At 72.6% G+C, this 24,909-nt stretch carries 25 protein-coding genes; 13 read left to right on the top strand and 12 right to left on the bottom strand.

Going from position 1 to position 24,909, the window contains the following annotated elements; genetic code table 11:
• Positions 1-41: 41 nt before the first annotated feature.
• A complete protein-coding gene (gene metH, locus ACQP1S_RS14215; RefSeq protein WP_432908020.1) occupies positions 42-3,500 on the bottom strand; it encodes a methionine synthase in 3,459 nt (1,152 codons plus the stop codon).
• A 315-nt stretch (positions 3,501-3,815) separates the two neighbouring features.
• Here metH and ACQP1S_RS14210 point away from each other — a divergent pair, with 315 nt between their 5' ends.
• Positions 3,816-4,685, top strand: coding sequence for a PAC2 family protein (locus ACQP1S_RS14210; protein ID WP_432906947.1), 870 nt, complete (start codon positions 3,816-3,818; stop codon positions 4,683-4,685).
• Positions 4,686-4,947: 262 nt separating this feature from the next.
• Complete coding sequence (locus ACQP1S_RS14205; RefSeq protein WP_363672666.1) at positions 4,948-5,739, top strand: GntR family transcriptional regulator; 792 nt, start codon at positions 4,948-4,950, stop codon at positions 5,737-5,739.
• Positions 5,740-5,991: 252 nt separating this feature from the next.
• Here the strand turns inward: ACQP1S_RS14205 and mshC are convergent, their stop codons facing one another.
• From mshC to ACQP1S_RS14175, 6 genes are all read right to left on the bottom strand, one after another.
• Positions 5,992-7,230 (bottom strand): cysteine--1-D-myo-inosityl 2-amino-2-deoxy-alpha-D-glucopyranoside ligase, encoded by a 1,239-nt coding sequence (gene mshC / locus ACQP1S_RS14200; RefSeq protein ID WP_432906945.1) that lies wholly within the window; start codon positions 7,228-7,230, stop codon positions 5,992-5,994.
• A 67-nt stretch (positions 7,231-7,297) separates the two neighbouring features.
• Positions 7,298-8,113: an SCO1664 family protein gene (locus tag ACQP1S_RS14195; RefSeq protein ID WP_432906944.1), complete on the bottom strand. Its 816-nt coding sequence runs from the start codon at positions 8,111-8,113 to the stop codon at positions 7,298-7,300.
• Positions 8,110-8,691 carry a DUF3090 domain-containing protein gene (locus tag ACQP1S_RS14190; RefSeq protein WP_432906942.1) on the bottom strand — a complete coding sequence of 194 codons (582 nt, stop codon included), beginning with the start codon at positions 8,689-8,691 and terminating at the stop codon, positions 8,110-8,112. Before ACQP1S_RS14190 ends, ACQP1S_RS14195 begins: the two co-directional genes overlap by 4 nt.
• 104 nt (positions 8,692-8,795) lie before the next feature.
• On the bottom strand, positions 8,796-9,500 hold the full coding sequence (locus ACQP1S_RS14185; RefSeq protein ID WP_091239421.1) for an MSMEG_4193 family putative phosphomutase: 705 nt from the start codon (positions 9,498-9,500) through the stop codon (positions 8,796-8,798).
• 80 nt (positions 9,501-9,580) lie between these two features.
• Complete coding sequence (locus tag ACQP1S_RS14180) at positions 9,581-10,417, bottom strand: undecaprenyl-diphosphate phosphatase (RefSeq protein WP_091239418.1); 837 nt, start codon at positions 10,415-10,417, stop codon at positions 9,581-9,583.
• Positions 10,414-11,466, bottom strand: coding sequence for an LLM class F420-dependent oxidoreductase (locus ACQP1S_RS14175; RefSeq protein ID WP_432906940.1), 1,053 nt, complete (start codon positions 11,464-11,466; stop codon positions 10,414-10,416). The genes ACQP1S_RS14180 and ACQP1S_RS14175 overlap by 4 nt, the downstream gene beginning before the upstream one ends.
• Before the next feature lie 286 nt (positions 11,467-11,752).
• Here ACQP1S_RS14175 and ACQP1S_RS14170 point away from each other — a divergent pair, with 286 nt between their 5' ends.
• The 6 genes from ACQP1S_RS14170 (at position 11,753) to ACQP1S_RS14145 (ending at position 16,557) form a co-directional block, all read left to right on the top strand.
• Positions 11,753-12,724 (top strand): aldo/keto reductase, encoded by a 972-nt coding sequence (locus tag ACQP1S_RS14170; protein ID WP_091239412.1) that lies wholly within the window; start codon positions 11,753-11,755, stop codon positions 12,722-12,724.
• A 455-nt stretch (positions 12,725-13,179) separates the two neighbouring features.
• Complete coding sequence (locus tag ACQP1S_RS14165) at positions 13,180-13,302, top strand: hypothetical protein (RefSeq protein ID WP_281190395.1); 123 nt, start codon at positions 13,180-13,182, stop codon at positions 13,300-13,302.
• A gap of 69 nt (positions 13,303-13,371) precedes the next feature.
• A complete protein-coding gene (locus ACQP1S_RS14160) occupies positions 13,372-14,475 on the top strand; it encodes a HesA/MoeB/ThiF family protein (protein WP_432906938.1) in 1,104 nt (367 codons plus the stop codon).
• Positions 14,472-15,683: a PqqD family protein gene (locus ACQP1S_RS14155; protein WP_432906936.1), complete on the top strand. Its 1,212-nt coding sequence runs from the start codon at positions 14,472-14,474 to the stop codon at positions 15,681-15,683. The genes ACQP1S_RS14160 and ACQP1S_RS14155 overlap by 4 nt, the downstream gene beginning before the upstream one ends.
• Entirely contained in the window at positions 15,680-16,249 is a 570-nt protein-coding gene (locus tag ACQP1S_RS14150; protein ID WP_432906934.1) for a DUF3105 domain-containing protein, read from the top strand. The genes ACQP1S_RS14155 and ACQP1S_RS14150 overlap by 4 nt, the downstream gene beginning before the upstream one ends.
• A 116-nt stretch (positions 16,250-16,365) precedes the next feature.
• Entirely contained in the window at positions 16,366-16,557 is a 192-nt protein-coding gene (locus ACQP1S_RS14145; protein ID WP_432906932.1) for a DUF5703 family protein, read from the top strand.
• 82 nt (positions 16,558-16,639) lie between these two features.
• Here ACQP1S_RS14145 and ACQP1S_RS14140 read toward each other — a convergent pair whose 3' ends face one another.
• Together ACQP1S_RS14140 and ACQP1S_RS14135 are read right to left on the bottom strand one after the other, a co-directional pair.
• Positions 16,640-17,302, bottom strand: coding sequence for a hypothetical protein (locus ACQP1S_RS14140; protein ID WP_091239399.1), 663 nt, complete (start codon positions 17,300-17,302; stop codon positions 16,640-16,642).
• Between the two features lie 49 nt (positions 17,303-17,351).
• Positions 17,352-18,680 (bottom strand): M20/M25/M40 family metallo-hydrolase, encoded by a 1,329-nt coding sequence (locus ACQP1S_RS14135; RefSeq protein ID WP_363672644.1) that lies wholly within the window; start codon positions 18,678-18,680, stop codon positions 17,352-17,354.
• Positions 18,681-18,830: 150 nt separating this feature from the next.
• Here ACQP1S_RS14135 and ACQP1S_RS14130 point away from each other — a divergent pair, with 150 nt between their 5' ends.
• The 3 genes from ACQP1S_RS14130 (at position 18,831) to ACQP1S_RS14120 (ending at position 20,791) form a co-directional block, all read left to right on the top strand.
• Complete coding sequence (locus ACQP1S_RS14130) at positions 18,831-19,451, top strand: hemerythrin domain-containing protein (RefSeq protein ID WP_091239392.1); 621 nt, start codon at positions 18,831-18,833, stop codon at positions 19,449-19,451.
• An 85-nt stretch (positions 19,452-19,536) separates the two neighbouring features.
• Entirely contained in the window at positions 19,537-20,535 is a 999-nt protein-coding gene (locus tag ACQP1S_RS14125; RefSeq protein WP_432906929.1) for a LysR family transcriptional regulator, read from the top strand.
• 19 nt (positions 20,536-20,554) lie between these two features.
• The gene (locus tag ACQP1S_RS14120) at positions 20,555-20,791 is read left to right on the top strand and encodes a hypothetical protein (RefSeq protein ID WP_091239383.1); all 237 of its coding nucleotides are present in this window, start codon (positions 20,555-20,557) and stop codon (positions 20,789-20,791) included.
• A gap of 68 nt (positions 20,792-20,859) precedes the next feature.
• On the opposite strand, the gene ACQP1S_RS14115 is transcribed toward ACQP1S_RS14120, so the two are convergent.
• Genes ACQP1S_RS14115 through ACQP1S_RS14105 form a run of 3 tightly spaced genes read right to left on the bottom strand, consistent with a single transcriptional unit; the run spans position 20,860 to position 23,940 of the window.
• A complete protein-coding gene (locus ACQP1S_RS14115) occupies positions 20,860-21,210 on the bottom strand; it encodes a DUF3140 domain-containing protein (protein WP_432906928.1) in 351 nt (116 codons plus the stop codon).
• Entirely contained in the window at positions 21,210-21,374 is a 165-nt protein-coding gene (locus ACQP1S_RS14110; RefSeq protein ID WP_176738832.1) for a hypothetical protein, read from the bottom strand. Before ACQP1S_RS14110 ends, ACQP1S_RS14115 begins: the two co-directional genes overlap by 1 nt.
• 13 nt (positions 21,375-21,387) lie before the next feature.
• Entirely contained in the window at positions 21,388-23,940 is a 2,553-nt protein-coding gene (locus ACQP1S_RS14105) for an ATP-dependent Clp protease ATP-binding subunit (protein WP_432906926.1), read from the bottom strand.
• 122 nt (positions 23,941-24,062) lie between these two features.
• Between ACQP1S_RS14105 and ACQP1S_RS14100 the strand changes: the two genes are divergently transcribed.
• Positions 24,063-24,440 (top strand): hypothetical protein, encoded by a 378-nt coding sequence (locus tag ACQP1S_RS14100; protein ID WP_091239375.1) that lies wholly within the window; start codon positions 24,063-24,065, stop codon positions 24,438-24,440.
• 206 nt (positions 24,441-24,646) lie between these two features.
• Positions 24,647-24,907, top strand: coding sequence for a hypothetical protein (locus ACQP1S_RS14095; protein ID WP_067305468.1), 261 nt, complete (start codon positions 24,647-24,649; stop codon positions 24,905-24,907).
• Positions 24,908-24,909: the final 2 nt, after the last annotated feature.

Raw genomic sequence — 24,909 nt, 5'->3', positions numbered from 1 at the left:
GGCCCGTGGTCGGGCCGGCCCCACCGGTCCGGGTCAGGGCGTCACTTGGCGTTGAAGTAGTTCGCCTCCGGGTGGTGGACCACGATCGCGTCGGTGGCCTGCTCCGGCACCAACTGGAACTCCTCCGACAGCTGCACCCCGATCCGGTCCGCCCCAAGCAGCTCCACGATCTTCGCCCGGTCCTCCAGATCGGGGCAGGCCGGGTAACCGAACGCGTACCGGCAGCCCCGGTAGTCGTTGCGCAGCAGGCCGGCCAGGTCGGTCGGGTCGCCGGTGGCGACCGTGTCACCGCCCGGCAGGGTCAGCTCGGACCGGATGCGCCGGTGCCAGTACTCGGCGAGTGCCTCGGTGAGCTGCACGGACAGCCCGTGCACCTCCAGGTAGTCGCGGTACTCGTTGGCGGCGAACATCTTCGCGGTGTACTCGCTGATCGGCTGGCCGACGGTGACCAGTTGCAACGCCACCACGTCCAGCCCGTCACCCTTCGGACGGAAGAAGTCGGCCAGGCAGAGCCGCCGCTCCTGCCGCTGCCGGGGGAACGAGAACCGGGCCCGCTCGCTGTTGCCGTTCTCGTCCAGGATCACCAGGTCGTTGCCTTCGGCGTACGCCGGGAAGTAGCCGTACACCACGGCCGCCTCCAGCACCTGGTCGGCGATGAGCCGGTCGAGCCAGTAGCGCAGCCGGGGCCGCCCCTCGGTCTCCACCAACTCCTCGTACGACGGGCCCTGGCCACCCCGCGAGCCGCGCAACCCCCACTGGCCGAGGAAGGTGGCCCGCTCGTCCAGCAGCGCCGCGTAGTCGGCCAGCGGCACCCCCTTGACCACCCGGGTGCCGAAGAACGGCGGGGTGGGCACGGCCACGTCGGTCGCCACGTCCGAGCGGACCGAGGCGTCGTGCAGCTCCGGCAGCGCCTCGGTGACCATGGTGCGCTGCTTCTCCCGGCGGGCCCGGCGGGCGGCCAGCGCGGCCTCCCGCTCCGGGTCGATCACCGGGGCGCCACCACGCTTGGCGGTCATCACCCGGTCCATCAGGGCCAGCCCCTCGAAGGCGTCCCGGGCGTAGTGCACCTGGCCGGGGAACATCGCCCGCAGGTCGTCCTCGACGTACGCGCGGGTCAGCGCCGCCCCACCCAGCAGCACCGGCCACCGCTCGGCGACCCCGCGCGAGGCCATCTCGGCGAGGTTCTCCTTCATGATGACCGTGCTCTTGACCAGCAGCCCGGACATCCCGATCGCGTCGGCCCGGTGTTCCTCGGCGGCGTCGAGGATCGCGGTGATCGGCTGCTTGATGCCGATGTTGACGACCTCGTAGCCGTTGTTGGACAGGATGATGTCGACCAGGTTCTTGCCGATGTCGTGCACGTCGCCGCGCACGGTGGCCAGCACGATCCGACCCTTGCCGCCGTCCTCGACCGCCTCCATGTGCGGCTCCAGGTAGGCCACCGCCGTCTTCATCACCTCGGCGGACTGGAGCACGAACGGCAGCTGCATCTGCCCGGAGCCGAACAGCTCGCCGACGACCTTCATCCCGTCCAGCAGGATGTCGTTGATGATGGACAGCGGGCTGCGCCCCTGCGCCATCGCGGTGTCCAGGTCGGCCTCCAGGCCGTTGCGCTCGCCGTCGATGATCCGCCGCTTGAGCCGCTCGTCCAGCGGCAACCCGGCCAGTTCCTCGGCCCGGGTGGCCCGCGCCGAGGCCGCGTCGACGCCCTCGAACGCCTGGATGAACCGCTGCACCGGGTCGTAGCCCTCGCGCCGCCGGTCGTAGATCAGGTCGAGGGCCACCTCCCGCTGCGCCTCGGGGATCTTGGACATCGGCAGGATCTTGCTGGCGTGCACGATCGCCGAGGTCAGCCCCGCCTGCACGCACTCGTGCAGGAACACCGAGTTGAGCACCTGCCGGGCGGCCGGGTTGAGCCCGAAGGAGACGTTCGAGATGCCCAGGGTGAAGTTGACCCCGGGGTAGCGGGCGGCGATCTCCCGGATCGCCTCGATCGTCTCGATGCCGTCCCGGCGGGTCTCCTCCTGCCCGGTGGCGATCGGGAAGGTCAGCGCGTCGATGAGGATGTCCCCCCGGTCCATCCCCCACCGGCCGGTCAGGTCGTCGATCAGCCGGGCCGCGACCCGGACCTTCCACTCCCGGGTACGCGCCTGCCCCTCCTCGTCGATGAGCAGCGCCACCACGGCCGCGCCGTGCTCGGCGATCACCGGCATCACCCGGGCGTAGCGGGAGTCGGGGCCGTCACCGTCCTCGAAGTTGACCGAGTTGACCACGCAACGCCCACCGAGCATCTCCAGCCCGGCCTCGATGACCTGCGGCTCGGTGGAATCCAGCATGACCGGCAGGGTGGACGCGGTGGCGAACCGGCCGGCCAGCTCCCGCATGTCCTGGGTGCCGTCGCGGCCGACGTAGTCGACGCACAGGTCGAGCAGGTGCGAGCCGTCACGGGCCTGGCTGCGGGCCACCTCCACACAGGCCTGCCAGTCGGCGGCGAGCATCGACTCACGGAACGCCTTGGAGCCGTTGGCGTTGGTCCGCTCCCCCACCATCAGCACCGAGGCGTCCTGGGCGAACGGCACCGGGTGGTAGATCGACGAGACGCCCGGCTCGTGCCGGGGCTCCCGGATCGCCGGGGTGGCGTCGTGCAACCGCTCGGCCAACGCCCGGATGTGCTCCGGGGTGGTGCCGCAACAGCCGCCGATCAGCCCGACGCCGTACTCGTTGACGAACCGTTCCAGGGCGTCGGCCAGCTCCGCCGGGCTCAGCGGGAAGTACGCCCCGTCGGCGGTCAGCACCGGCAGGCCGGCGTTGGGCATCACCGACAGCGGAATCCGGGAGTGCTGCGACAGGTAGCGCAGGTGCTCACCCATCTCGGCCGGGCCGGTGGAGCAGTTCAGCCCGATCAGGTCCACCCCCAGCGGCTCGATGGCCGCGAGCGCCGCCCCGATCTCGCTGCCGACCAGCATCGTGCCGGTGGTCTCCACCGCCACGTGACAGATGATCGGCACCTGCTGGCCCAGCTCGGCCATCGCCCGCTTGGACCCGACCACGGCGGCCTTGACCTGCAACAGGTCCTGGCAGGTCTCGATGATCAACGCGTCCGACCCGCCGGCGATCAGCCCGGCGGCGTTCTCCTGGTAGGCGTCCCGCAGCGTCGCGTACGGGGCGTGGCCGAGGGTGGGCAGCTTGGTGCCGGGGCCGATCGAGCCGAGCACGAAGCGGGGCCGCTCGGCGGTGGCGTACGCGTCGGCGGCCTCCCGGGCGATCCGCGCGCCGGCCTCGGACAGCTCCCGGATGCGCTCCGGGATGTCGTACTCGGCGAGGTTGGCGAGGTTGGCACCGAACGTGTTCGTCTCGACGCAGTCCGCACCCGCCGCCAGGTATTCCTCGTGTACGCCGCGGACCACGTCGGGTCGGGTCACGTTGAGGATCTCGTTGCAACCCTCCAGCCCTTCGAAGTCGTCGAGGCTGAGGTCAGCCGCCTGGAGCATCGTCCCCATCGCGCCGTCGGCGATGAGGATCCGGTCGGCCAGCACATCCCGCAACGAAGTCCGCACAGGTTCAGGTTAGTGCGAGGATTCCGAGGATTGTCGACGCCCGCCCCCGTCCCACTATGTGTCCATCCGCTCATCGGGTCGGTTCGTACCGGTTCGGGGCGGGGCGGGTCGGCGGACCGGCGCGGCCGACGGGCCACGCGCCGCGCCGGGACGTAGGCTGGCGGACGTGAAGGACATCAGGGACGCCACCGTGCACGGCGGGCGGGTGACCGGGTCGACCCCCGGCACCGTCGGCGACGAGCGGGGCGGGGTGACGGCGTGACCGAGTTCGACGGGCTGCCGGTGTTGCGGTCCCCGGTGGCGATCGCCGCCTTCGAGGGGTGGAACGACGCCGCGGACGCCTCCACCGCCGCCGTGGAACACCTGGAGCAGGTCTGGCAGTCGCGGCAGATCACCGAGATCGACCCGGAGGAGTTCTACGACTTCCAGGTCAGCCGGCCGACCATCACGATGTCCGACGGTGAGACCCGCCGGGTGGAGTGGCCCACCACCAAGTTCATGGTCGCCAGTCCCGAGGGCACCGAACGCGACGTGGTGCTGATCCGGGGCATCGAGCCGAGCATGCGTTGGCGCACCTTCTGCGAGCAGGTGCTGGAGATCTGCCACAGCCTGGAGGTGGAACGGGTGGTGCTGCTCGGCGCGCTGCTGGCCGACGTGCCGTACACCCGGCCGTTGCCGATCAGCGGCAGCGCCTCCGACGCCGAGGCCGCCCGGCGCTACCAGCTCACCCCGACCCGCTACGACGGGCCCACCGGCATCGTCGGGGTGCTCCAGGACGCCTGCACCCGGGCCGAGGTCGACGCGGTGTCGTTCTGGGTGCACGTGCCGCACTACGCCAACAACCCGCCCTGCCCGAAGGCCACCCTCGCCCTGCTGCACCGGGTGGAGGAGGTGCTCGACCTGCCGGTCCCGATGGCCGACCTGGCCGAGGAGGCCGCCGAGTGGGAGCAGCGGGTGCGCAGCGCCGCCGAGCAGGACGCCGAGCTGGGTGAGTACGTCCGCGAGTTGGAGGAGCGGGTCGGCGACGCGGGCATCACCCCGTTGACCGGTGACGAGATCGCCCAGGAGTTCGAGAAGTACCTGCGCCGCCGGGGCGGCTCCGCCGGCCCCACCGCCGGCTCCTGGTAGCGGCCACTCCCGCCCGCGCGTCGGGCTCGACAGCCACCGTTGCCGGCCCGGCGGCACACCGGCCAGCCGTCGCGGGCCGCCGGGCCCGACGGTTGCCTGCCGCCCGGCTGCTCCGCGCCGTGGTGTGCCGGCCGCGCTGGTCGACCGATCGTTGCGCCGTCCGCCCCGGATGCTGACCCGTCCGGGGTTTTCGCGTGTCCGGGGTGGCGCGGTCACCCCCTCTAAGGCATCCTAGGAACCTAGCTGTCAGGAGGAGGCGGGCGTGCAGATCAACCCGGGAACCGCCGAGTTCCCGCACCGGCAGATCGCCGCGCAGCTCAAGGCCCAGGTGCGCCGGGGTGACTGGGGGCCGGGCGAGCGGCTGCCGTCCATCCCGGCCATCGCCGAGCTGTTCGGGGTGGCGAAGCAGACCGTGCAGCGCGCCATCGACCAGCTGCGGGTCGAGGGCATCCTGATCACCAAACCCGGCTCCGGTACGTACGTCCGGGGCACCCGGCGGCGGCTCAACCGGCTCTCCCGGGGCCGGTACGGCGGCTTCCGGGGCTACCACGCCGACCTCGCCGCCCGGTACCGCCAGCAGCTCGTCTCGGTCGGTCGGGCACCCGCCCCGCCCGAGGTGGCCGACGCGTTCGGGGTCGCCGACGGCACCGAACTGCTCTGCCGGCGGCACCTGGTACGCACCGACGAGTCCCCGGTGGAGGTGGGCGCCTCCTGGTTCCTGCCCGGAGACACCGCCGGCACCTCGCTGGAGCGGGCCGAGGCGTTCGGTCGACCGCTCTACCAGGAGGCCGAGGAGGCGACCGGCCGGCGGTACACCACCGCCGCCGACACCATCAGCGCCCGCCAGCCCAGCCGGGAGGAGGCGGAGACCCTCCAGATCCGCCCGGACACGCCGGTGCTGCACCTGTTGCACGTCGCCTACGACGCCCACCGCAAGCCGATCGAGGTCGCCCAGGCCACCTGGCCCGGCCCGATGACCACGCTCACCGAGGAGTACCAGATCCCCGCCCCCGCGCCGGACCCCGACCCCGACCCCGGTCTGGTCCTCGGCTGAACCCGGCTGGTCCCGGGCTGCACTGGATCATGCGCTCGGCCGAGCGGACCGGAGGCGCGCACCCGACGAGAGCCCACCCTCGGCCGAGCGCGCCGGAGGCGGACACCCGATGACGGCCGCGCTCAGGCAGACCACGGCGGCCGACGGGTGCTCGCTGTCGGGGGTGCGGGGCAGGACAGCGGTCACGCCCCCGGTGCCAGCGCACCGACCTGGCTCAGCCCGGCCGGATGATCCACTCCCACGGCATCACCGTCAGAGGCGGATGCCGAGCAGGGCGTCGACGGTGCCGGCGAAGAGGGCGGGGGCCTGCGGGTCGTCACCGGTGCCGGCCAGCGCCGCGTCCGCCCAGTCGTCGGCCAGGGCCAGTGCGCCCGGGGTGTCCAGGTCGGCGCCGAGGCGCTCGCGTACCCCGGCGAGGAAGGCCGCGCCGGACGGCCCGGACGGCGCGGCGGCGGCCCGCCGCCACCGGTCCAGCCGCTGGTGGGCGGCGTGCAGCACGTCGTCGGTCCAGGCCCGGTCGGCCCGGTAGTGACCGGACATCAGGCCGAGCCGGACGGCCATCGGATCGACCCGGTCGGCACGCAGCCGGGAGACGAAGACCAGGTTGCCCTTGGACTTCGACATCTTCTCGCCGTCCAGGCCGATCATGCCGGCGTGTACGTAGTGGTCGGCGAAGGGGGCCGTGCCGGTGAGCCGCTCGGCGTGGGCGGCGGAGCACTCGTGGTGCGGGAAGATCAGATCGTTGCCGCCGCCCTGCACGTCCAGCCGGTCACCGAGCAGGTTGAGCGCGATCACGGTGCACTCGATGTGCCAGCCGGGTCGGCCGGGACCCAGCTCACCGCCGGGCCAGGACGGCTCGCCGTCGCGGGCGCCGCGCCACAGCAGCGGGTCGAGCGGGTCGCGCTTGCCGGCCCGCTCCGGGTCGCCACCGCGCTCCGGGAAGAGTTCCAGCATCTGCTCCCGGGTCAGGTTCGACTCGTAGCCGAACTCCGGGGCGGTGGCGATGTCGAAGTAGACGTCGCCGGTGCCGTCGTCGAGTCGGTAGGCGGCACCGTCCTTGAGCAGTTCCTGCACCCGGTCGGCGATGTCCGGGATCGACTCGACCGCGCCGACGTAGTGCGCCGGCGGGATGATCCGCAGCGCCTCCATGTCCTCGCGGAACAGCGCGGTCTCCCGCATCGCCAGGACCTTCCAGTCCTCCCCGTCACGCGCGGCGCGCTCCAGCAGCGGGTCGTCGATGTCGGTGACGTTCTGCACATACCGCACGGTCAGACCGGCGTCGCGCCACATCCGCTGCACCAGATCGAACGTGATCATGGTGGCGGCGTGCCCCAGGTGGGTGGCGTCGTACGGGGTGATGCCGCAGACGTACATGGTGGCCGGGCCGGCGGGGTTGCTCGGGTGGACACCGCGCCGCGCCGAGTCGTACAAGCTCAGTGGCCCGCCGTCACCCGGCAGCCGTGGCACCTCGTGTCCCGCCCAAGACTCCATGACCGTCAGCCTAACGAGCCGCCCCGCCGCCGGGAGCGACCGCCCGGGTGATCAACACGACAACGGCTCACATGGGTGGCCACGGCATCGCCGGCCACTCCTGCGGCGGCAACGGGAAACGGCCGGCGTCCCGCAGCCGCTGCACCCGGGCACCCACCTCGGCGACCTCGCCGAGGGTCAGATGCTCCGCCAACTCCTCGCCCAGCTCGCCAGCGAGTTGCCCGGCGAGGGCGTCGAGCACCTGCACCGCGTCCGCCGGGAGCTGCCGGCCGGCCCAGCCCCACAGGACGGTCCGCAGCTTCGCCTCGACGTGGAAGCAGACCCCGTGGTCCACCCCGTAGATCCGGTCTTCCGCGCCGACCAGCACGTGACCGCCCTTGCGGTCGGCGTTGTTGAGCACCGCGTCCAGCACGGCCAGCCGGGCCAACCGGGGATCGTCCGCGTGTGCCAGGGCGTACGCCGCGCCGTCGTCGTCCCGGGCGGCGGCCACCGGGAACCACCGCGGCGGCACCACCTCGGCCGGCACGAACCCGACCAGTGGCTCGGCCTCGTCCGGCTCGTCGATCCAGAGCTGGCACGACCCCGGCCCCAACGGCCCGTCCCGCAGCACCGTCGGCGGGACCAGGTCCCAGCCGGTGGCCCGGGAGACCAGGTAGGCGGAGACCTCCCGGCCGGCGAGGGTGCCGTCGGGGAAGTCCCAGAGCGGGCGCTCGCCACGGACCGGCTTGTAGACGCAGCGGGCCGTCCGGCCGTCCAGGGTCAGGATCGCCCGCAGGGTGGTGTTGGAGGCGTCGACCAGCCGACCCTCAAGCTCCAGTTCACCGTCGCACAGCAGCCGGAGCGCGGCGTCGGCGTCCTGCCGCCGCACCTCCGACGAGGTCACCGGTGGTAACCGTTGTGCCGGGGGCAGAGGTGCCCGGCCGGGTCGAGCGGCTGCCCGCAGAGCGGGCAGGGTGGACGCCCGGCGTTGACCACCCGGCGGGCCCGTTCGATGAACTCGCGGGTGGCCTCGGGCGTCAACCGCACCCGTAGCCGGTCGAGATCCTCGTCCGGTTCCTCGTCCTCGTCGGCCTCGTCGGCCTCGTCGTCGTCGCCCAGCTCGACCTCGACCTCCGACTCACCGGCGGCGATCGCTTCGATCACCACGGTGGCGGAGTCCACGTCGAAGGCCAGCCCGAGGGTGCCCACGCGGAACTCCTCGTCGACCGGGTTGTCCAGCGGATCGTTGTCGCCGACGGCCACGGGCGCCTCCGGCAGCTCGACACCGAACCGGCGCTGCGCCTCGGAGAGCAACTCCTCCAGCTTCTCGGCGAGCAGGGACACCTGCACCTTTTCCAGCGCGACGCTGACCAGGCGGCCGCCACCGCGGGCCTGGAGGAAGAACGTGCGCTCCCCGGGTGCCCCGACGGTCCCGGCGACGAACCGCTCGGGTGGCTCGAAGGCGTGCACCTGGTGGGTCATACCCACGACCCTATCCGGAGCGTGGAACGGTCGCGCAAGGCACCGACGCCGAATCAGCCGAGGGCGAAACGGCGCGGCCCGAGCGCGGTGGCGGGCGGCCCGGCTCACCCGGCGGTTCCCGCACCCCCGCCGACGGCCGCGTCGGAGTCGGCCGGTCGGGCCGCCCGCCGCCGACGCTTGGCCGGCGGGGGCACCAGTGCGGCCAGGTCACCGCCGGTGTCGTTGAGCCGGATCAGGAACGGCCGCAGCGCGGTGTACCGGATCACGGTGACCGAGGCCGGGTCGGCGACGATGCGCTGGAACTGGTCCAGATGCACCCCGAGGGCGTCCGCCACGATGGCCTTGATCACATCGCCGTGGCTGCACGCCAACCAGATCGCCTCCGGGCCGTGCTCGGCCGTGATGCGGGCGTCCCAGGTACGTACCGCCGTGACCGCCCGGGCCGCCATCGCCGCCATCGCCTCCCCCTCGGGGAAGACCACGGCGCTCGGGTGCTGCTGGACCACCGGCCAGAGCGGCTCCTTGGCCAGCTTCTTCAGCGGCTGCCCCTCCCAGGCGCCGTAGCCGCACTCGATCAGCCCGTCCTCGACCACCGGCTCGGCCTGCGGCAGCGCCAACTCCAGGGTCTGCCGGCAGCGGATCAGCGGACTGGTCACCACTGCCGCGAGCGGGACCGGCCGCAGCCGTTCGCCGACCGCGGTCGCCTGGGCCCGGCCCGTGTCGTCCAGCTCGACCGGCTGGCGGCCGGCCAGGCCACCGTCGGCGTTCGCGGTGGTCCGGCCGTGTCGCAGAAGCAGAAGGGTCGCCACGCCCCCACCCTAGGGGCAGCCCGACCCCCGACGACCCCCGACACCGGCGGTGGTGTCGAGGGCCGTGGGGCGGCGTCGGATCAGGTGGCGCTGATCGTGCCGGTGAGCAACAGCGCCAGTACCAGGGTGCCGAGCGCCACCCGGTACAGCACGAAGACGTACAGGGTGTGGTGGGCGACGTACCGCAGCAGCCAGGCGATGGCCGCGTAGCCGATGCCGAAGGCGATGATCGTGGCGACCACCATCTGCGCCACCGACGGCACCGAGGTGCCCGGCGCGGCCGGCTCGAAGACGTCCCCGACGCTGAAGATGCCGGACATCACCACCGCCGGGATGGCCAGCAGGAACGAGTACCGTGCCGCGGCCTCCCGGGTGAGGTTGAGCAGCAGGCCGGCGGTGAGCGTGCCGCCGGAGCGGGACACCCCGGGGACCAGCGCCATGGCCTGGGCGAAGCCCATCACGATGCCGTCGCGCATCCGGAAGTTCGCCAGGGTACGGGTCTGCCTACCCCAGTACTCGGCGAACGCCAGCACGAAAGCGAAGACGATCAACGTGGTGGAGACCACCCACAGGTTGCGCCCGGCGGTGCGGATCTGGTCCTTGAACAGGAAACCGAACAGCCCGATCGGGATCGAGCCGACGATCACGTACCAGCCCATCCGGTAGTCGAGGCTGGACCGCACCGAGGAGTCCCGGATGCCGACCAGCCAGGTCCGGGTGATCCGCCAGATGTCCTTGGCGAAGTAGATGAGCACGGCCGCCTCGGTGCCCAGCTGGGTGACCGCGGTGAAGGACGCGCCCGCGTCCCGGTCGAAGAAGATCGCCGAGGTGATCCGCAGATGCCCCGACGAACTCACCGGAAGAAACTCGGTGAGCCCCTGGACGATGCCCAGGACGATGGCCTCGACCCAGGTCACTCGCCGACTCCCGAGAGGTCGAGGGCCTCGGCGACGGTACGCAGGGTCTGCACGCCGCTGTCCCGGTCGGCCACGAACAGGGTGACCGACAGGGTGGTCACCCCGGCCGCCGCGTACTCCCGCATCCGCTCGGCGATGCGTTCCTTCGGGCCGAGCAGGGAGGTGCGGTCGATGAACTCCATCGGCACCGCCGCCGCCGCGTCCCGCTGCTGCCGGGCCAGGTAGAGGTCCTGCACCTGGCGGGCGGCGTCGCCGTAGCCCATCCGGGTGGCGAGCTGGTTGTAGAAGTTCTGCTGCCGGCTGCCCATGCCGCCGACGTACAGGGCGGCGTACCACCGGACAAGCTCGGCGCAGGAGGCCACGTCGTCACCGACCACCACCGGCACCGACGGCACCACGTCGAAGCCGGCCAGTTCCTTGCCCGCCGCCGCCCGGCCGGCCCGCACCGAGGCGAGCTGCTCCTCGGCGAACTCCGGGGCGTAGAAGACCGCCAGCCAGCCGTCGGCGATCTCGCCGGCCAGTTCCAGGTTCTTCGGGCCGACGGCCGCCAGGTAGATCGGGATCTGCTCGCGCGGCGGGTGGAAACCCAGCCGCAGCGCCTTGCCGGGGCCGTCCGGCAACGGCAGCGTGTAGTGCTCGCCGGCGTAGGCGACCTCCTTGCGGGCCACCGCCAGCTTCACGATGTCGACGTACTCGCGGGTGCGGGCGAGCGGCTTGGCGAACCGGACGCCGTGCCAGCCCTCCGAGACCTGCGGGCCGGAGACCCCCAGGCCGAGCCGGAACCGGCCGCCGGAGAGCGCGTCGATGGTCGCCGCGGTCATCGCGGTCATCGCCGGGGTCCGGGCGGGGATCTGCATCACCGCGCTGCCCACGTCGATCCGCGCGGTCTGGCCGGCCATCCAGGCCAGCATGCTCGGGGAGTCCGAGCCGTACGCCTCCGCCGCCCACACCACCGAGTAGCCGAGGCGGTCCGCTTCCTGGGCAAGCGCCAGGTGGTCTGCCGGCGTACTCCACGCCGTCTGATATCCGAGGCTGAGCCCGAGTCGCACTGATCCTCCCCATCCCGCACCACAGGTCGCATCAGGTTACGCAATGGCATGGGTCCCGCCGCCCACCGGCTCGCCACCGGGCACCGGGCCTGCCGGCGGGCGGGTGGGGTGGGTCTCGGCCGACGGCACCGCGGCCGGCGGGGTTCGACAACCAGCGACCGGATCGGCGCATCGGGTGCACAACGCGCCACCGGGGGCGGTGGTGACGGTCGGATCGGCGACCCGACAGGCAGAGATGCCGGGAGCGAGGATATCGGTTGCGCCGGGTTCGAAATAAGGTTCACCCATGCAACAGCGACCGCTCGGCCGAAGCGGGCTGGCGGTTTCCCGGCTCGCGCTCGGCACCATGACCTGGGGCCGGGACACCGACGCCGACGACGCGGCGGCCCAGTTGAAGAGTTTCCTCGACGCGGGCGGCAACCTGGTCGACACCGCCGACGTGTTCGCCGACGGGGACGCCGAGTCGGTGCTCGGCTCCCTGCTGGGCACCCTGGTCCCCCGCGAGGACGTGCTGATCGCCACCAAGGCGGGCCTGCGGCCGGGCAGCGGCCGACGGCGCGACGGTTCCCGCGGGCACCTGCTGCGGACCCTGGACGGCTCCCTGCGCCGGCTCGGCACCGACCACGTCGACCTGTGGCAGGTGCACGGTTACGACCCGGACACCCCGCTGGAGGAGACCCTCGCCGCGCTGGACCACGCCGTCGCGTCCGGTCGGGTCCGGTACGTCGGGGTGTCGAACTTCTCCGGCTGGCAGACCGCCCGCGCCGCCGCCTGGCAGGCCGCCTGGCCGGGGCGGGCCCCGGTGGTCGCCACCCAGATGGAGTACTCGCTGCTGGAGCGGGGGGTGGAGCGGGAGGTGCTGCCGGCCTGCGCCGCGCTGGGCCTGGGCATGCTGCCCTGGTCGCCACTGGGGCGGGGGGTGCTGACCGGCAAGTACCGCAACGGCCGCCCGGCGGACTCCCGGGCCGCCTCGGCGCACTTCGAGCCGTTCGTCGCCACCTACCTGGAGCCGCGCTGCTCCAGCATCGTCGAGGCGGTGAGCATCGCCGCCGGCGGGTTGGGGGTGTCCCCGCTGGAGGTGGCGCTGGCCTGGATCCGGGACCGACCGGGGGTGACCGCGCCGATCCTCGGCGCCCGCACCGTCGGTCAACTGCTCGGCGCGTTGCAGGTGGAACGGATGACCCTGCCGGAGGAGATCACCACGGCCCTGGACGACGTGTCCGCCGTGCCGGTCGGCTACCCGGAACGCGAAGGCTGACCCGCCCCTCCCCCGCCCCCTCCCCCGCCCGCCCGTACCGGACGCCGTCGTGACGCACGCGCAGGCCGGGGCGTCGATCCGCGCCGCCCGCCCCCGCCCGGTCGCGGGCGGGCATGCCCCCGGCGGCCCCCACACAAGGTGGCGGAACGCCTCAAAAGCGCACCGGAGCGCGTCAATTCCACCGATCATCCTTTACCAACTGTCACACCCCCATAATTCGATCCACCCACTGGTGGATGTTCCGTCCGAATAGGCGGCTTCGACTGCCCTGGCGCGCTTTTGGCCCAGCTTTCTCCGTCCAGTTTCTGGTGACCCTGTCCGAAAAGGGATTCCCGCCGTCGCGGGTAATCCGATCGGGTCCCGGGAAACATTGTGGCGAACCAATGACGGTGCTCTAATGATTGCGGCGTGAGCGACCCCCGCCGCGTCGTTTCTCCCATTTCGTTGGAGGACCCGTGGACCGTAAGACCGACGTCAAGCGCAAGCCCGCCAAGGTCGTCGTGCGCAAGCTCGAGCGGCTCGAGACCACCGTCGCCATCATCACCGACCCGGGCTGCCGCAACGACGTCTGCGGCTGACCCACCCCGTTTCGGCCGGGGCGCGGCGTGCCGCGCCCCGGCCGGCCATCTCCAGGAGGTCATCGCCCGATGCTGCGGCCCCGGATCAAGGGCATCCACAAGCCGGTACGCCTGCACCCGACCCTGATCAACATCGGTGGTCGTCAGGTGGGCATCGGCGCGGAGATCGACGACGAGGACGGCAGCCTCTGGGCGCTGCTCGGGCTGATGGACGGCACCCGGACCCGGGCCGAGATCGTGGCGGCGCTGCTCGCCGGACACCCGGGAATGACGGCCGACGAGGCGACCGACGCGCTGGAGACGATCGTCGACGCCGGGTACGTGGAGGACGCCGCCGCGCCACCCCCGTCCGAGCTGAGCCCCGAGGAGATCGACCGGTACGACCGGGCGTTCACGTACCACGCCTGGGTGGACCTCACCCCGCGCACCTCCCGCTACGAGGTGCAGGCCCGGCTCAAGGCGGGCCGGGTGGTGGTGCTGGGGCTCGGCGGCTCCGGTTCGGCGGTGGCCGCCTCCCTGGTGGCCGCCGGGGTCGGCACGGTGCACTGCGTCGACTTCGACGTGGTCGAGCCGGGCAACCTGACCCGGCAACTGCTCTACACCGAGGACGACATCGGCGCCGCCAAGGTGACGACCGCGGTGGCCCGGCTGCGCCGGATGAACTCCCACGTGACGGTGACCGGCGAGGAGACCCGGGTCGACTCGACGCAGGACGTGGCGGCGTTGATGCGGGACCGCGACCTGCTGGTGCTCTGCGCCGACCAGCCCCGGCACGCCATCCGGGAGTGGACCAACCGGGCCGCCCTGGCCACCGGCACGCCCTGGATGCTGGCCCAGTACGCCGGCCCGATGGCGGTGATCGGTCTCTTCGTGCCCGGTCAGACCTGCTGCGAGGCGTGCCTGCCGAGCGTCACCGACCGGCTGCGCGACGAGCACGGTGCCGAGCCGGAGGAGTTGTTCCCGTTCACCGGGCACGCGGTGATCGCCCCCACCGCCAACCTCACCGGGCACCTGGCCGCGCTCGACGCCGTCCACCACCTCGCCGGCATCCCGACCACCACCCGGGGCCGGATGTTCCACCTGAGCCTGACGGACCTGACCTACCACTACGTGGTCAATCCCCGGCCCGGCACGAAGTGCGACACCTGCGGCTGGTGGCAGGAGGAACGGTGACCGCGCTCGGGTTGGACAGCCGGCCGCCGGTGGCGCACCTGGTGGTCCGCCAGGAGGAGGAGGACGAGTACGTCGTCGGCGACCTGGCCAGCGGAAACTTCGTGGTGGTGCCCGAGGTGGGGGCACGGCTGGTGGCGCTGTTCGCCGCCGGTCGGACCGTCGCCGAGGCCGCCGACGAGGTGGAGCGCGAGACCGGTGAGCCGGTGGACGCGCTGGACTTCGTCGAGGTGCTGGTCGAGGCGGGCATCATCAGGGCGCAGGCCGACGGCCCGCCGCCGCCACAGGCCCGCCCCTGGTCGGTGTCCCGCATCCCGGCCCGGCTGGTCCGGCCGCTGTTCGGCCGGGTGGCCTGGACGATCTACGTCGGCGCGCTGCTGGCCACCCTGGCGATGTTCGTCGCCGAGCCGTCGCTGCTGCCGACCTACGAGGACACCTTCATCTTTCCCGACGTGGTGCTCAGCCTGCTGATCACCAACGTCACGGTGGCCCTGCTCACGGTGGTGCACGAGGCGTGGCACGCCTTCGCCGGCGCGGCCGTCGGCGTCCGGTCGCAGTTGCGGCTGGAACGCCGGGGGATCTTCCCGGTCCTGGAGACGGACCTGACCGGGCTGTGGGCGTTGCCGCCGGAACGCCGCTACGGTCCGTTCCTCGCCGGCATGGCCATCGACGGGATACTGCTGTTCGCCGCGGTCGCCCCACGCTTCGCCTGGTCGCGGGGCTGGCTGGAGCTGCCGCCGGAAATGGTCCGGTTCCTCGCCATGGTGGTCTTCAGCCAGGCCGTCAAGCTGGCCTTCCAGACCCTGGCCTACCTGCGCACCGACATGTACCTGGTAATGGCGACGGCGACCGGCTGCCGCAACCTGCACGAGGTGACCCGGCTCAGCCTCAAGAAATGGGTCCGCCGGCTGACGCCCGCCGAACGGAACGTGTTGCGGGACGCGCACGCCCGGGATCTGCGGGTGTCCCGCTGGTACCGATTGTTGTATGTCGCCGGAGTCATCTGGATGGTCTGGTTCGCCATCCATTTTCTGCTACCGGGCGCAAAAGTGACACTCGGGTGGGCCGCCGGAGTGCTGATCGGCGCACCGTTCGGCAGTGTCTACTGGTGGGAGGGAATTGCGTTGGCCGCTTTCGCGTCGCTCAACGTCCTGCTTCCGCTCGGGGTGATCGCCCGTAATCGTTACCGCGCCGGAAAGTTGGCCACGTGAACCGCAGATGGCTCGGCCCGGTGGTCAGTGTGGTGGTCACCGTGCTCAGTGTGGCGACCATGTCCAGCCTCGGGGTGGGGGTGCTGGTCGGCCTGGTCGGCGGGGACACCGCGCTGCCCTGCGACCGGCTGCCCGGCACGGCCCAGCCGTTCGAGGGCGACCGGCACATCGCGTACGAGGGGGCACCGCACGAGCCGTACCGGACGGTCCCGCCGACATCCGGGCCACACTCGCCCCGGGTGGTCGTGCCGGGCATCTACCGGGACGCGGTGCCGGAGGAACTCCAGGTGCACGCCCTGGAACACGGCCATGTGCTGGTGCAGTACGCCCCGGACATCCCGCCCGGCGACGTCGAGAAGCTGGAGCGGCTCGGCCGCCGCCATCCCCGTGACGTGGTGGTGGCCCCCTACCCACCGCTGGGGCACGGCATCGGGTTGACCGGCTGGCAGCGGCTGGACCGCCTGGACACCCTCGACGAGCGGGCCGTCGAGGAGTTCATCGAGCGGATCGCCGGCCGTTACGACCACTCCTGGCAGCACGGGGCGGCCGACTGCGTGTCGGGCTGAACGGAGCCGGGCGACCGGCCCGTCCGGGTGCCGTGGGCGCAAACGAAGCTCGACGGTGGCACGGCGCACCGCCCAAGGGGTGGCGGGTGGCCGCCGGGCTGGGCAGCATGGATGCCATGGACTACGAATACGCGCCGTTGCGGTTGCCGCCGAACGTCGACCGGTTGACCGCTGCGGCGCAGCTGGCGATCCAGGCGGAGTTCTCCGGTTGGGAGTTGGCCCGGGTGCAGCTGTTCCGGGACGGCACCCGCAAGGTCATGCTGCGCCGCCGCCTGGTCAGCCAACCACAGCCGGGCCTGTCCTACTGACCACCAGCCCGACGCGGCCGGCGCGTGCAGGGGGCACCGGCCGGCCCGGGGTCACGCCACCCCGGGCCGGTCCGCGCGCCGCCTAGTGCTGGTGCCCGGCGTGGTCGTGCTCGTCCTCGTCGAGGAACGGGTGCTCGTCGAGCCGGCCCACCAGCCGGTCGTCGGCGGCCGGGGCGAACGGTCCCACCGGGTCGTCGTCGTCGAACGACTCCAGGTCGACGGGCGTGCCCACCTCGCTGACCATCACCACGCCGTCCAGCGGCTCCAGCTCCGGCACGTCCAGGGCGCTGAGCGAACCGTCGCCGCTCTGCAGCAGCTCCAGCACCGCCTCGCCGACCCCCTCGACCGGCGCCGGTTCGTCGTCCTCGGGGGTGCCCTCCCGGCGGGCCACCTCGGCGACCCGCAGCAGCGCCGAGACGCTGGGCACCCGGTAGTCGCGGCGCTGCCGCACCGAGATGACCTGGGGGTGCGGATCGGTGGCCTCGGCGCCCTCGGCCGCGCCGCCGAACCGCTCGTCGGCCTCGTCCGGGTCGATCGACTCGACGTCCCAGGGGGTGACCTCGCCGAACGCGTCGAGCAACTGCTCGTCGTAGGCGAAGGAGGCGTTGTTCAACGCCACGTACGCCTGCCACACGTCGTCGTCGTCGATCCGCCCCTGGGCGGCGCGCACGGCCGTCAGGTGGGCGCGGGCCGCGTCGATCACGCGCTCCAGGGCGGCGTCCAGCTCACCGTGCTGGTCGGTCATGAGGCAGTCCCTTCAACAAAAATGGGGGGAGGTGCGGTGCCGGTGCTGCTCAGCAGTTGCGGAGGAACCGGTCGAGCACCCGCACGCCGAACTGTAGTCCGTCCACCGGTACCCGCTCGTCGATGCCGTGGAACAGCGCCGAGAAGTTGAGATCCGCCGGCAGTCGCAACGGGGCGAACCCGAAGCAGCGCATGCCGAGCTGCGCGAACGCCTTGGCGTCGGTGCCACCGGAGAGCATGTACGGCACCGGCCGCGCTCCGGGGTCCTCGGCCCGCAGCGCCGCCGACATGGCCTCGACCAGGTCGCCGTCGAAGGTGGTCTCCAGGGCCGGCTGACGCTGGATGTACTCGATCTCGATGTCCGGGCCGACCAGCTCGCGCAGTTGCCGCTCCAGCATCTCCGACTGGCCGGGCAGGCTGCGGCAGTCGATGGTGGCGGTGGCCCGGCCGGGAATGACGTTGTCCTTGTAGCCGGCGGCCAGCCGGGTCGGGTTGGCGGTGCTGCGGATGGTCGCGCCGATGATGTTGGCGATCGGGCCGAGCTTGGCGATCGCGGTCTCCGGGTCGTCCGGGTCCAACTCGACGCCGAGCACGTCGGACAGTTCGGTCAGGAACGCCCGTACGGTCGGGGTGACGGTGATCGGGAAGCGGTGCCGGCCGATCCGGGCGACCGCCTCGGCGAGCGCGGTGACCGCGTTGTCGTCGTGGATGAACGAGCCGTGCCCGGGGCGGCCCTTGGCGTGCAGCCGCATCCAGTCCAGGCCCTTCTCGGCGGTCTCGATCAGATAGAGCCGCTGGGTGTCGCTGATCGAGTAGGAGAAGCCGCCGACCTCGCCGACCGCCTCGGTGCAGCCGTCGAACAGGTCCCGGTGGTGCTGGGCGAGGAAGTGTGCGCCGTAGTCGCTGCCCGCCTCCTCGTCGGCGGTGTAGGCCAGCACGATGTCGCGGGGCGGGCGGACGCCGGTGCGCTGCCAGTGCCGCACCACCGCCAGCACCATCGCGTCGAAGTCCTTCATGTCGATCGCGCCCCGGCCCCACAGGTAGCCGTCGCGGATCTCCCCGGAGAACGGGTGCACCGACCACTCGTCGGCGTCGGCGGGCACCACGTCCAGGTGGCCGTGCACCAGCAGGGCGTCCCGGCCCGGGTCGACGCCGGGGATGCGGGCGACCAGGTTGGCCCGGCCCGGCGCGGACTCGTGGATCTCGGCGTCGACGCCGACCTCGGCGAGCTTCTCCGCGACGTACTCGGCGGCCCGGCGCTCACCCGCGCTGGTGGCGTTGTCACCGGTGTTGGTGGTGTCGATGCGCAGCAGGTCACGGCAGAGGTCGACGACCTCGGCGGTGGGGTCGGGCGGGGCGGAGGCGGCATCGCTCGTCATCGCCTCTTTCTACCAGTCGCCACCTCGCGCCGGAGCGCCCGCACCGGCCGGGGTTTGCCGAGCATCGGGTACGGGTACCGGCGCTGGCGTCCCCGTTCCGCCCGTCGCACCGGCCGGCGATCCGTGCCGGCCCCCGTCGAGGAGGGCGTCATGTCCGCCGTTCCCCTGCCCCCGCTGCCCCCGGCCGCCGACGACGCCTACCGCCCCGGTGGGCGGAGCATGGCCGACCTCGCCGACACCGAGCACCGGCAACTGCTCGAACTCGTCGACCAGGTCACCGACCCCACCCTGGCGGTCGAGCGGCGCCGGGAGGTGCAACAGGTGCTCACCGCCATGGTGTCGCGGCACCTGTCGGCCGAGGAGCAGTACCTGCTGCCCAGCGCCCGTGCCGCGCTGCCCGACGCCGCGGAACGGGTGGACCGGGAGATCGCCGCGGACGCGGCGCTGCTCACCGCGCTGAAGGCCCTCGGCGGGCCGGACGATCCGACGCTGGCCGACGTGGCGGCCCAGATCCGTCGGCACGTCACCGCGGTCGACGCGCTGCTCGTCCCGCTGCGCGAGGTGGCCACCGACGCGGAGCTGATCCGGTTGGGCAACCGCTGGGTGATCGCCGAGGAGGCGGCACCGACCCGACCGCATCCGGGCACCCCGGCCACCCCGCCGTGGAACCGGATCGTCGAGCCGGCCGTCGGAGTGGTGGACAAGCTGCGCGACGCGGTGACCGGCCGGCGTACCCAGTTGAGCGACCTCACCCGCCGCGCGCAGCGGTGACCGGTCGACTCCGATCCGTTCAGCTGGGCCAGCCGGTTACGTCCAGGGCCTTCCGTCTATCGACGAGTGGCCATACCGTCACCATATGAATCTGGAGCTGCGTCACCTGCGGGTGGTCTGCGCGATCGCCGAGACGGGCAGCGTGACGAAGGCCGCGTCCACCCTCGGCCTGGCCCAGCCGGCCCTGACCGCCCAGCTTCAGCGCATCGAGCGGACGCTGGGCGGTCCGTTGTTCGAACGGGACCGCCGGGGCGCCCGGCCGACCGCGCTGGGTGAGCTGGTGTTGTCCCGGGCCCGGGTGCTGCTGCCGGCGATGAAGGGGCTCCAGGACGAGGCGGCCCGGCTGGCCGGAGCCGACGACGCCCTCGGCCGGTACCGCTTCGGCGGGGTGAACAGCCCGATCCTGGGCCGGCTGGTGCACCGGCTCTCCGCCGAGCAACCGCACGCGCAGATCACCACCTACGCGTCGTGGTCGGCCGACGAGTTGGCCGCCCTGGTCGCCGGTGGCCGGCTCGACTTCGCGCTGACCGGGGTCTGCGGCGACGCCACCCCACCGGCGGAGTTCGGCCTGTCCTGGCAGGAGGTGGCGGTCGATCCGGTGCTGGTGCTGCTGCCGGCCGGCCACCCGACGGCCGACCAGGACGAGGTCGGCCTGGCCGAGCTGCGCCACGAGCAGTGGGTGGCCGCGCCGGGTGACGGTTGCTTCGGTGACTGCTTCGCCGCCGCGTGCGCCCGCGCCGGGTTCACCCCCCGCAAGGTGTACGAGACCGACGTGCGCGGCTGCATGGATCTGGTCGACGCCGGTGAGGCGGTGGCGCTGTGCCAGGCCACCTTCCGCCCGGTCGCCGGGCTGGTGACCCGTCGGCTGGCGGGCACCCCGCTGCGCTGGCGACTGCTGCTCGGCTGGCACCCCGAATCCGCGGCGGCCCGGGTCGCCGAGGCGGTCCTGAAGGACGCGCTGGCCGCGTACACCGACTCGCTGGCCGCGCACCCCGACTACCTGACCTGGTTGCTGCGACATCCCGAGTTCGGCGCCCGGGACACCGGCGCGGCCCGCCCGGCCGGGTGGGTGCGAACGGCGTGACGACGGGTATCAGCTCTGCATGACCGATCTCTATCCGGCCGCCGACCAGCGGGAACTGCTGCGCCGGGCGGCCACCGCGCACACCGCCGCCGTCCGCGACGTCGAGACGTTCCTGCGTCGCCTGCCCGACGTGCCCGACCCGGCCGACATCACCGAGTACGCGACGCTGCTCACCCGGGAGGAGCAGACCCGCGCCGCCCGGCAGGACGCCGCCGACGCCGCCGGCCTGCAACTGCCCAGCCTCGGGTCCGAGTAGCCCCACCGACGACCGGGCACCCGGGACGCCGTCCCGGGTGCCCGCGCCATGCCCGACCGGCTTTCGGGTCAGCGTTCGACGAGGACGTCGTGGCCCAGGTCGAGCAGGGCGTGCCGCCACTCGTCGTCGGCGTTGCCGCCGCCGGGCTTCTCGTCCACCAGCGACCGGATCCGGTCGATCGCCTCCCGCATCACCGCGATGTCGGCCGGGGTGAGGTCGACCTTGCGTTTGCGCAGCACGGCCAGGATCTGCCGGCCGGGCTCGGGCAGGTCGAGATCCGGGGCGGGGCCGAACGCCTCCTCCCCCGACCCCCGGGTCAGCAGCCACTGCCGCAACTGCGCGGAGGGGACGTTCACCTCGGCGTGGAAGTCCTCCCAGATCACCTCGACCTCGGGGTCGAGTCGCTGTTCGCGTGCCATCACGCCTCCTCTTCCGGTGGCCCGGGTGGTGCCGGGTCCCCGTCGTCGGTCCACTGCTTCAGGCCCTCCGGCGGCACCTGGACCCGGCCCGGGTTCGCCGTCGGGACCGCGAGGATGGGTGGGGTCTGCTCGGCGTACTCCTCGGTCTCCTCGGGTTCGGTCATCTCCGCCCTCCGGTCATCGGGGATGCGAGGTGGTGGCGGGGGTGTAGTCGCGGTCGCCGGCGGACACCTCGAAGGTGAGCTGTCCGTCCCGCGCGTCGACCGTGACCTTCTGGCCCGGTGAGAGCTGGTTCTCCAGCAGCATCCGGGAGAGCCGGTTGTCCACCTCCCGCTGGATCACCCGGCGCAGCGGGCGGGCCCCGAACTCCGGCTGGTAGCCGTGCTCGGCCAGCCAGTCGGTGCCGGCCGCGGTGAAGTCGACCTGGATGTCCTGGGCGTGCAGCCGGCGACGGGTCTCCTCCAGCAGCAGCCCGGTGATCTGGCGCAGTTGCTCGGCCTCCAGCCGCTGGAAGATGATCGTCTCGTCGATCCGGTTGAGGAACTCGGGGCGGAAGTTCTCCTGGAGCCGGCGCATCAGCCGCTCCCGCAGCTCGTCGGCCTCCTGCTGGTCGCCCTGCGCGCCGACCCCGAACCCGACCGTACGCTGGCTGCCGGTGATCAGCTCCGAGCCCAGGTTGCTCGTCATGATCAGCACGGTGTTCTTGAAGTTGACCGTGCGGCCCTGGCTGTCGGTGAGCCGGCCGTCGTCGAGCACCTGGAGCAGGATGTTGAACACGTCCGGGTGGGCCTTCTCGATCTCGTCGAGCAGCACCACCGCGTACGGGCGGCGACGCACCGCCTCGGTGAGCTGGCCGGCCTCCTCGTAGCCGACGTAGCCGGGGGGCGCACCGACCAGCCGGGCCACGGTGTGCCGTTCCTGGAACTCGCTCATGTCCACCCGGACCATCCGGTCCGCCTCGCCGAAGAGCGCCTCGGCCAGGGCACGGGCCAGCTCGGTCTTGCCGACGCCGGTCGGGCCGAGGAAGAGGAAGCTGCCCATCGGCCGGTTCGGGTCGGCCAGCCCGGCACGGGACCGGCGGACCGCCTCGGCGATCGCGCTGACCGCGTCGTCCTGGCCGATCACCTTCTGGTGCAGGTGCCCCTCCAGGCGCAGCAGCCGGTCGCGTTCCTCCTCGGTGAGCTGGCTGATCGGGATGCCGGTGGACCGGGAGACCACCTCGGCGATCTCCTTCGTGTCGACCGAGGGGACCCGGCTGTCCCCCCCGTCGCCCCGGGCCCGGCCGATCTGCGCCTCCACCTCGGCGAGCCGGTCCCGCAGCGCGGACGCCTTCTCGTACTGCTCGTCGGCGACCGCCTGTTCCTTGTCCCGGCGGACGTCCTCCAGCTGTTGTTCCAGCTCCCGGACGTCCGAGGCGGGGGTCCGGGTACGCAACCGCACCCGCGCGCCGGCCTGGTCGATCAGGTCGATCGCCTTGTCCGGCAGGAACCGGTCGGTGACGTACCGGTCGGACAGCTCGGCGGCGGCGACCAGCGCCTCGTCGGTGAACCGGACCTGGTGGTGTGCCTCGTACCGGTCCCGCAGCCCGCGCAGGATGGCCACGGTGTCCTCGACGTCGGGCTCGGGCACCAGCACCGGCTGGAACCGGCGGGCGAGGGCGGCGTCCTTCTCGATGCTGCGCCGGTACTCGTCCAGCGTGGTCGCCCCGATCACCCGTAGCTCGCCCCGGGCCAGGGCCGGCTTGAGCATGTTGGACGCGTCCATGCCGCCCTCGCTGCCGGCGCCGCCCGCACCGACCAGGGTGTGGATCTCGTCCAGAAAGATGATCAGCTCGTCCCGGTGCGCCCGGATCTCGTCGATCACCTTCTTGAGCCGCTCCTCGAAGTCGCCCCGGTAGCGGGTGCCGGCGACCAGGCCGGCCAGGTCAAGCTGGACGACCCGCTTGCCGAGCAGGGTCTGCGGCACGTCGCCGTCGCAGATCCGCTCGGCCAGGCCCTCCACGATGGCGGTCTTGCCGACGCCGGCCTCACCGATGAGCACCGGGTTGTTCTTGGTGCGTCGGGACAGGATCTCGATCGCCTGTTCGATCTGGTCGGCGCGGCCGATCACCGGGTCGATCTGGTCGTTGCGGGCCAGGTCGGTGAGGTCCTGGCCGTACTGGTCGAGGGTGGGGGTGCCCCGGTCGGGCCGGGGGCCGGTCATCGGGCCCCGTTCGGCACCGGCCGCCTGGAGCGACTCGGGCTGGATCCGCCCGGCGGCGAGCATCCGCCCGGCCGGCGACTCGGGGTTGAGCGGCAGCGCCATCAGGATGTGTTCGGGGCCGATGTAGTTCGCCCCCATCGCCCGGGAGAGCTGGTGGGCGTCGAGCAACGCCCGTTTGGCCGCCGGGGTGAGGGAGAGGTTCGGTGGCACCTCGCCGCCCGGGGCACCGTCGGCGCGTCCGCCGAGCGCGTTGACCAGGGTGTCCGGGTCGGCGCCGGCGCGGCGGACCAGGTCCCGCAGCGGGTCGCGCTGCAACGCCGCCCAGAGCAGGTGGTCGGTGTCCAGGTCGGTGCTGTGCTTCTGGGCGGCCCGCCGGGCCGCGTCGGCCAGCATCTCCCGGGCGTCGGCGGTCATCAGCCGGGTGATGTCGACCCGATGGGCCGGTCGGCGTCCGCCCTCACCCCGGCCGAAGTACCGGGCCAGGAACTCGTCCCACGGGTCGGAGCCGAAGTCACCGGGTCCCATCATGTCTGTCCTCCGCTCCTCGGGCGCGGCAGGGTCGCCGAGGGCGACACGTAGGCGCGACACGATCGCCGGTGGCTACCCGACGGTCGCCCCGACAAACGCCGACAGATGGCAGGGTGGGGGGCATGGACACCAACCCGCTGCTGATCGTCGACGGTGCGAACGTGGTCGGCTCCCGGCCGGACGGCTGGTGGCACGACCGGGCCGGCGCGGCGGCCCGACTACGCGACCGGCTGGTCCCGGTGGCCGACGCCGGCGTGCCCCCGGAACTGTCCGCGCCCGTCGAGGTGGTGCTGGTGGTCGAGGGCGCGGCGCGCGACGTGCCGGGAGTGGCCGGGGTACGCACCGTCGCCGCACCCGGCTCGGGCGACGACACCATCGTCGACCTGGTACGTGACGCGCCGGACCGGCGTCGGCTGGTGGTCACGGCCGACCGGGAGCTGCGGGGCCGGGTGGGCGAGCTGGGCGCCGAGGTGTACGGCCCCCGCTGGCTGCCCTCCTGACCCGACCGACCCGGATGCCGGTGGGCGGCCACCCCCACCCAGTGCCGTCAACGGGACCGGGCGTATCGCCTGCGGGACCCGCCGACGGCTTTTCCGCACGTCAGGGCGGTAACCGGACACCCGGGCGGCAACACCGACAGGGCGGATGTTCTCTCCACGTCGGGTATACGTTGTAATGGAGATCTCCCCGCCCCCAGGAGGTCACCGTGGCGAGCGTCGCCGAGCTGAAGGCCGCGATCGACATCGCCCTCCAACAGATCGGTGACGGGCAGACAGCCGTGCAGGCCGCCGGGGAGAAACTCTCCGAGGCGCAGCAGACCCTCGCCGGGGCGCTGGAGGGCAGCGGGCACGAGACCGTCGAGGCGGCCCAGGCCTCCCTCACCCAGGCCGGCCAGGAGCTGGAGGAATGTCTCGCCGCGACGCTCGTCGCGGTGGAACAGGCGCAGCTCTACGTGTCGTCGCTGTAGCG

It is taken from the genome of Micromonospora matsumotoense, assembly GCF_050951065.1.
Classification (GTDB): domain Bacteria; phylum Actinomycetota; class Actinomycetes; order Mycobacteriales; family Micromonosporaceae; genus Micromonospora; species Micromonospora matsumotoensis.
Note: the sequence above shows the minus strand (reverse complement) of the source record. Positions and strands in the feature narration are given on the sequence as shown.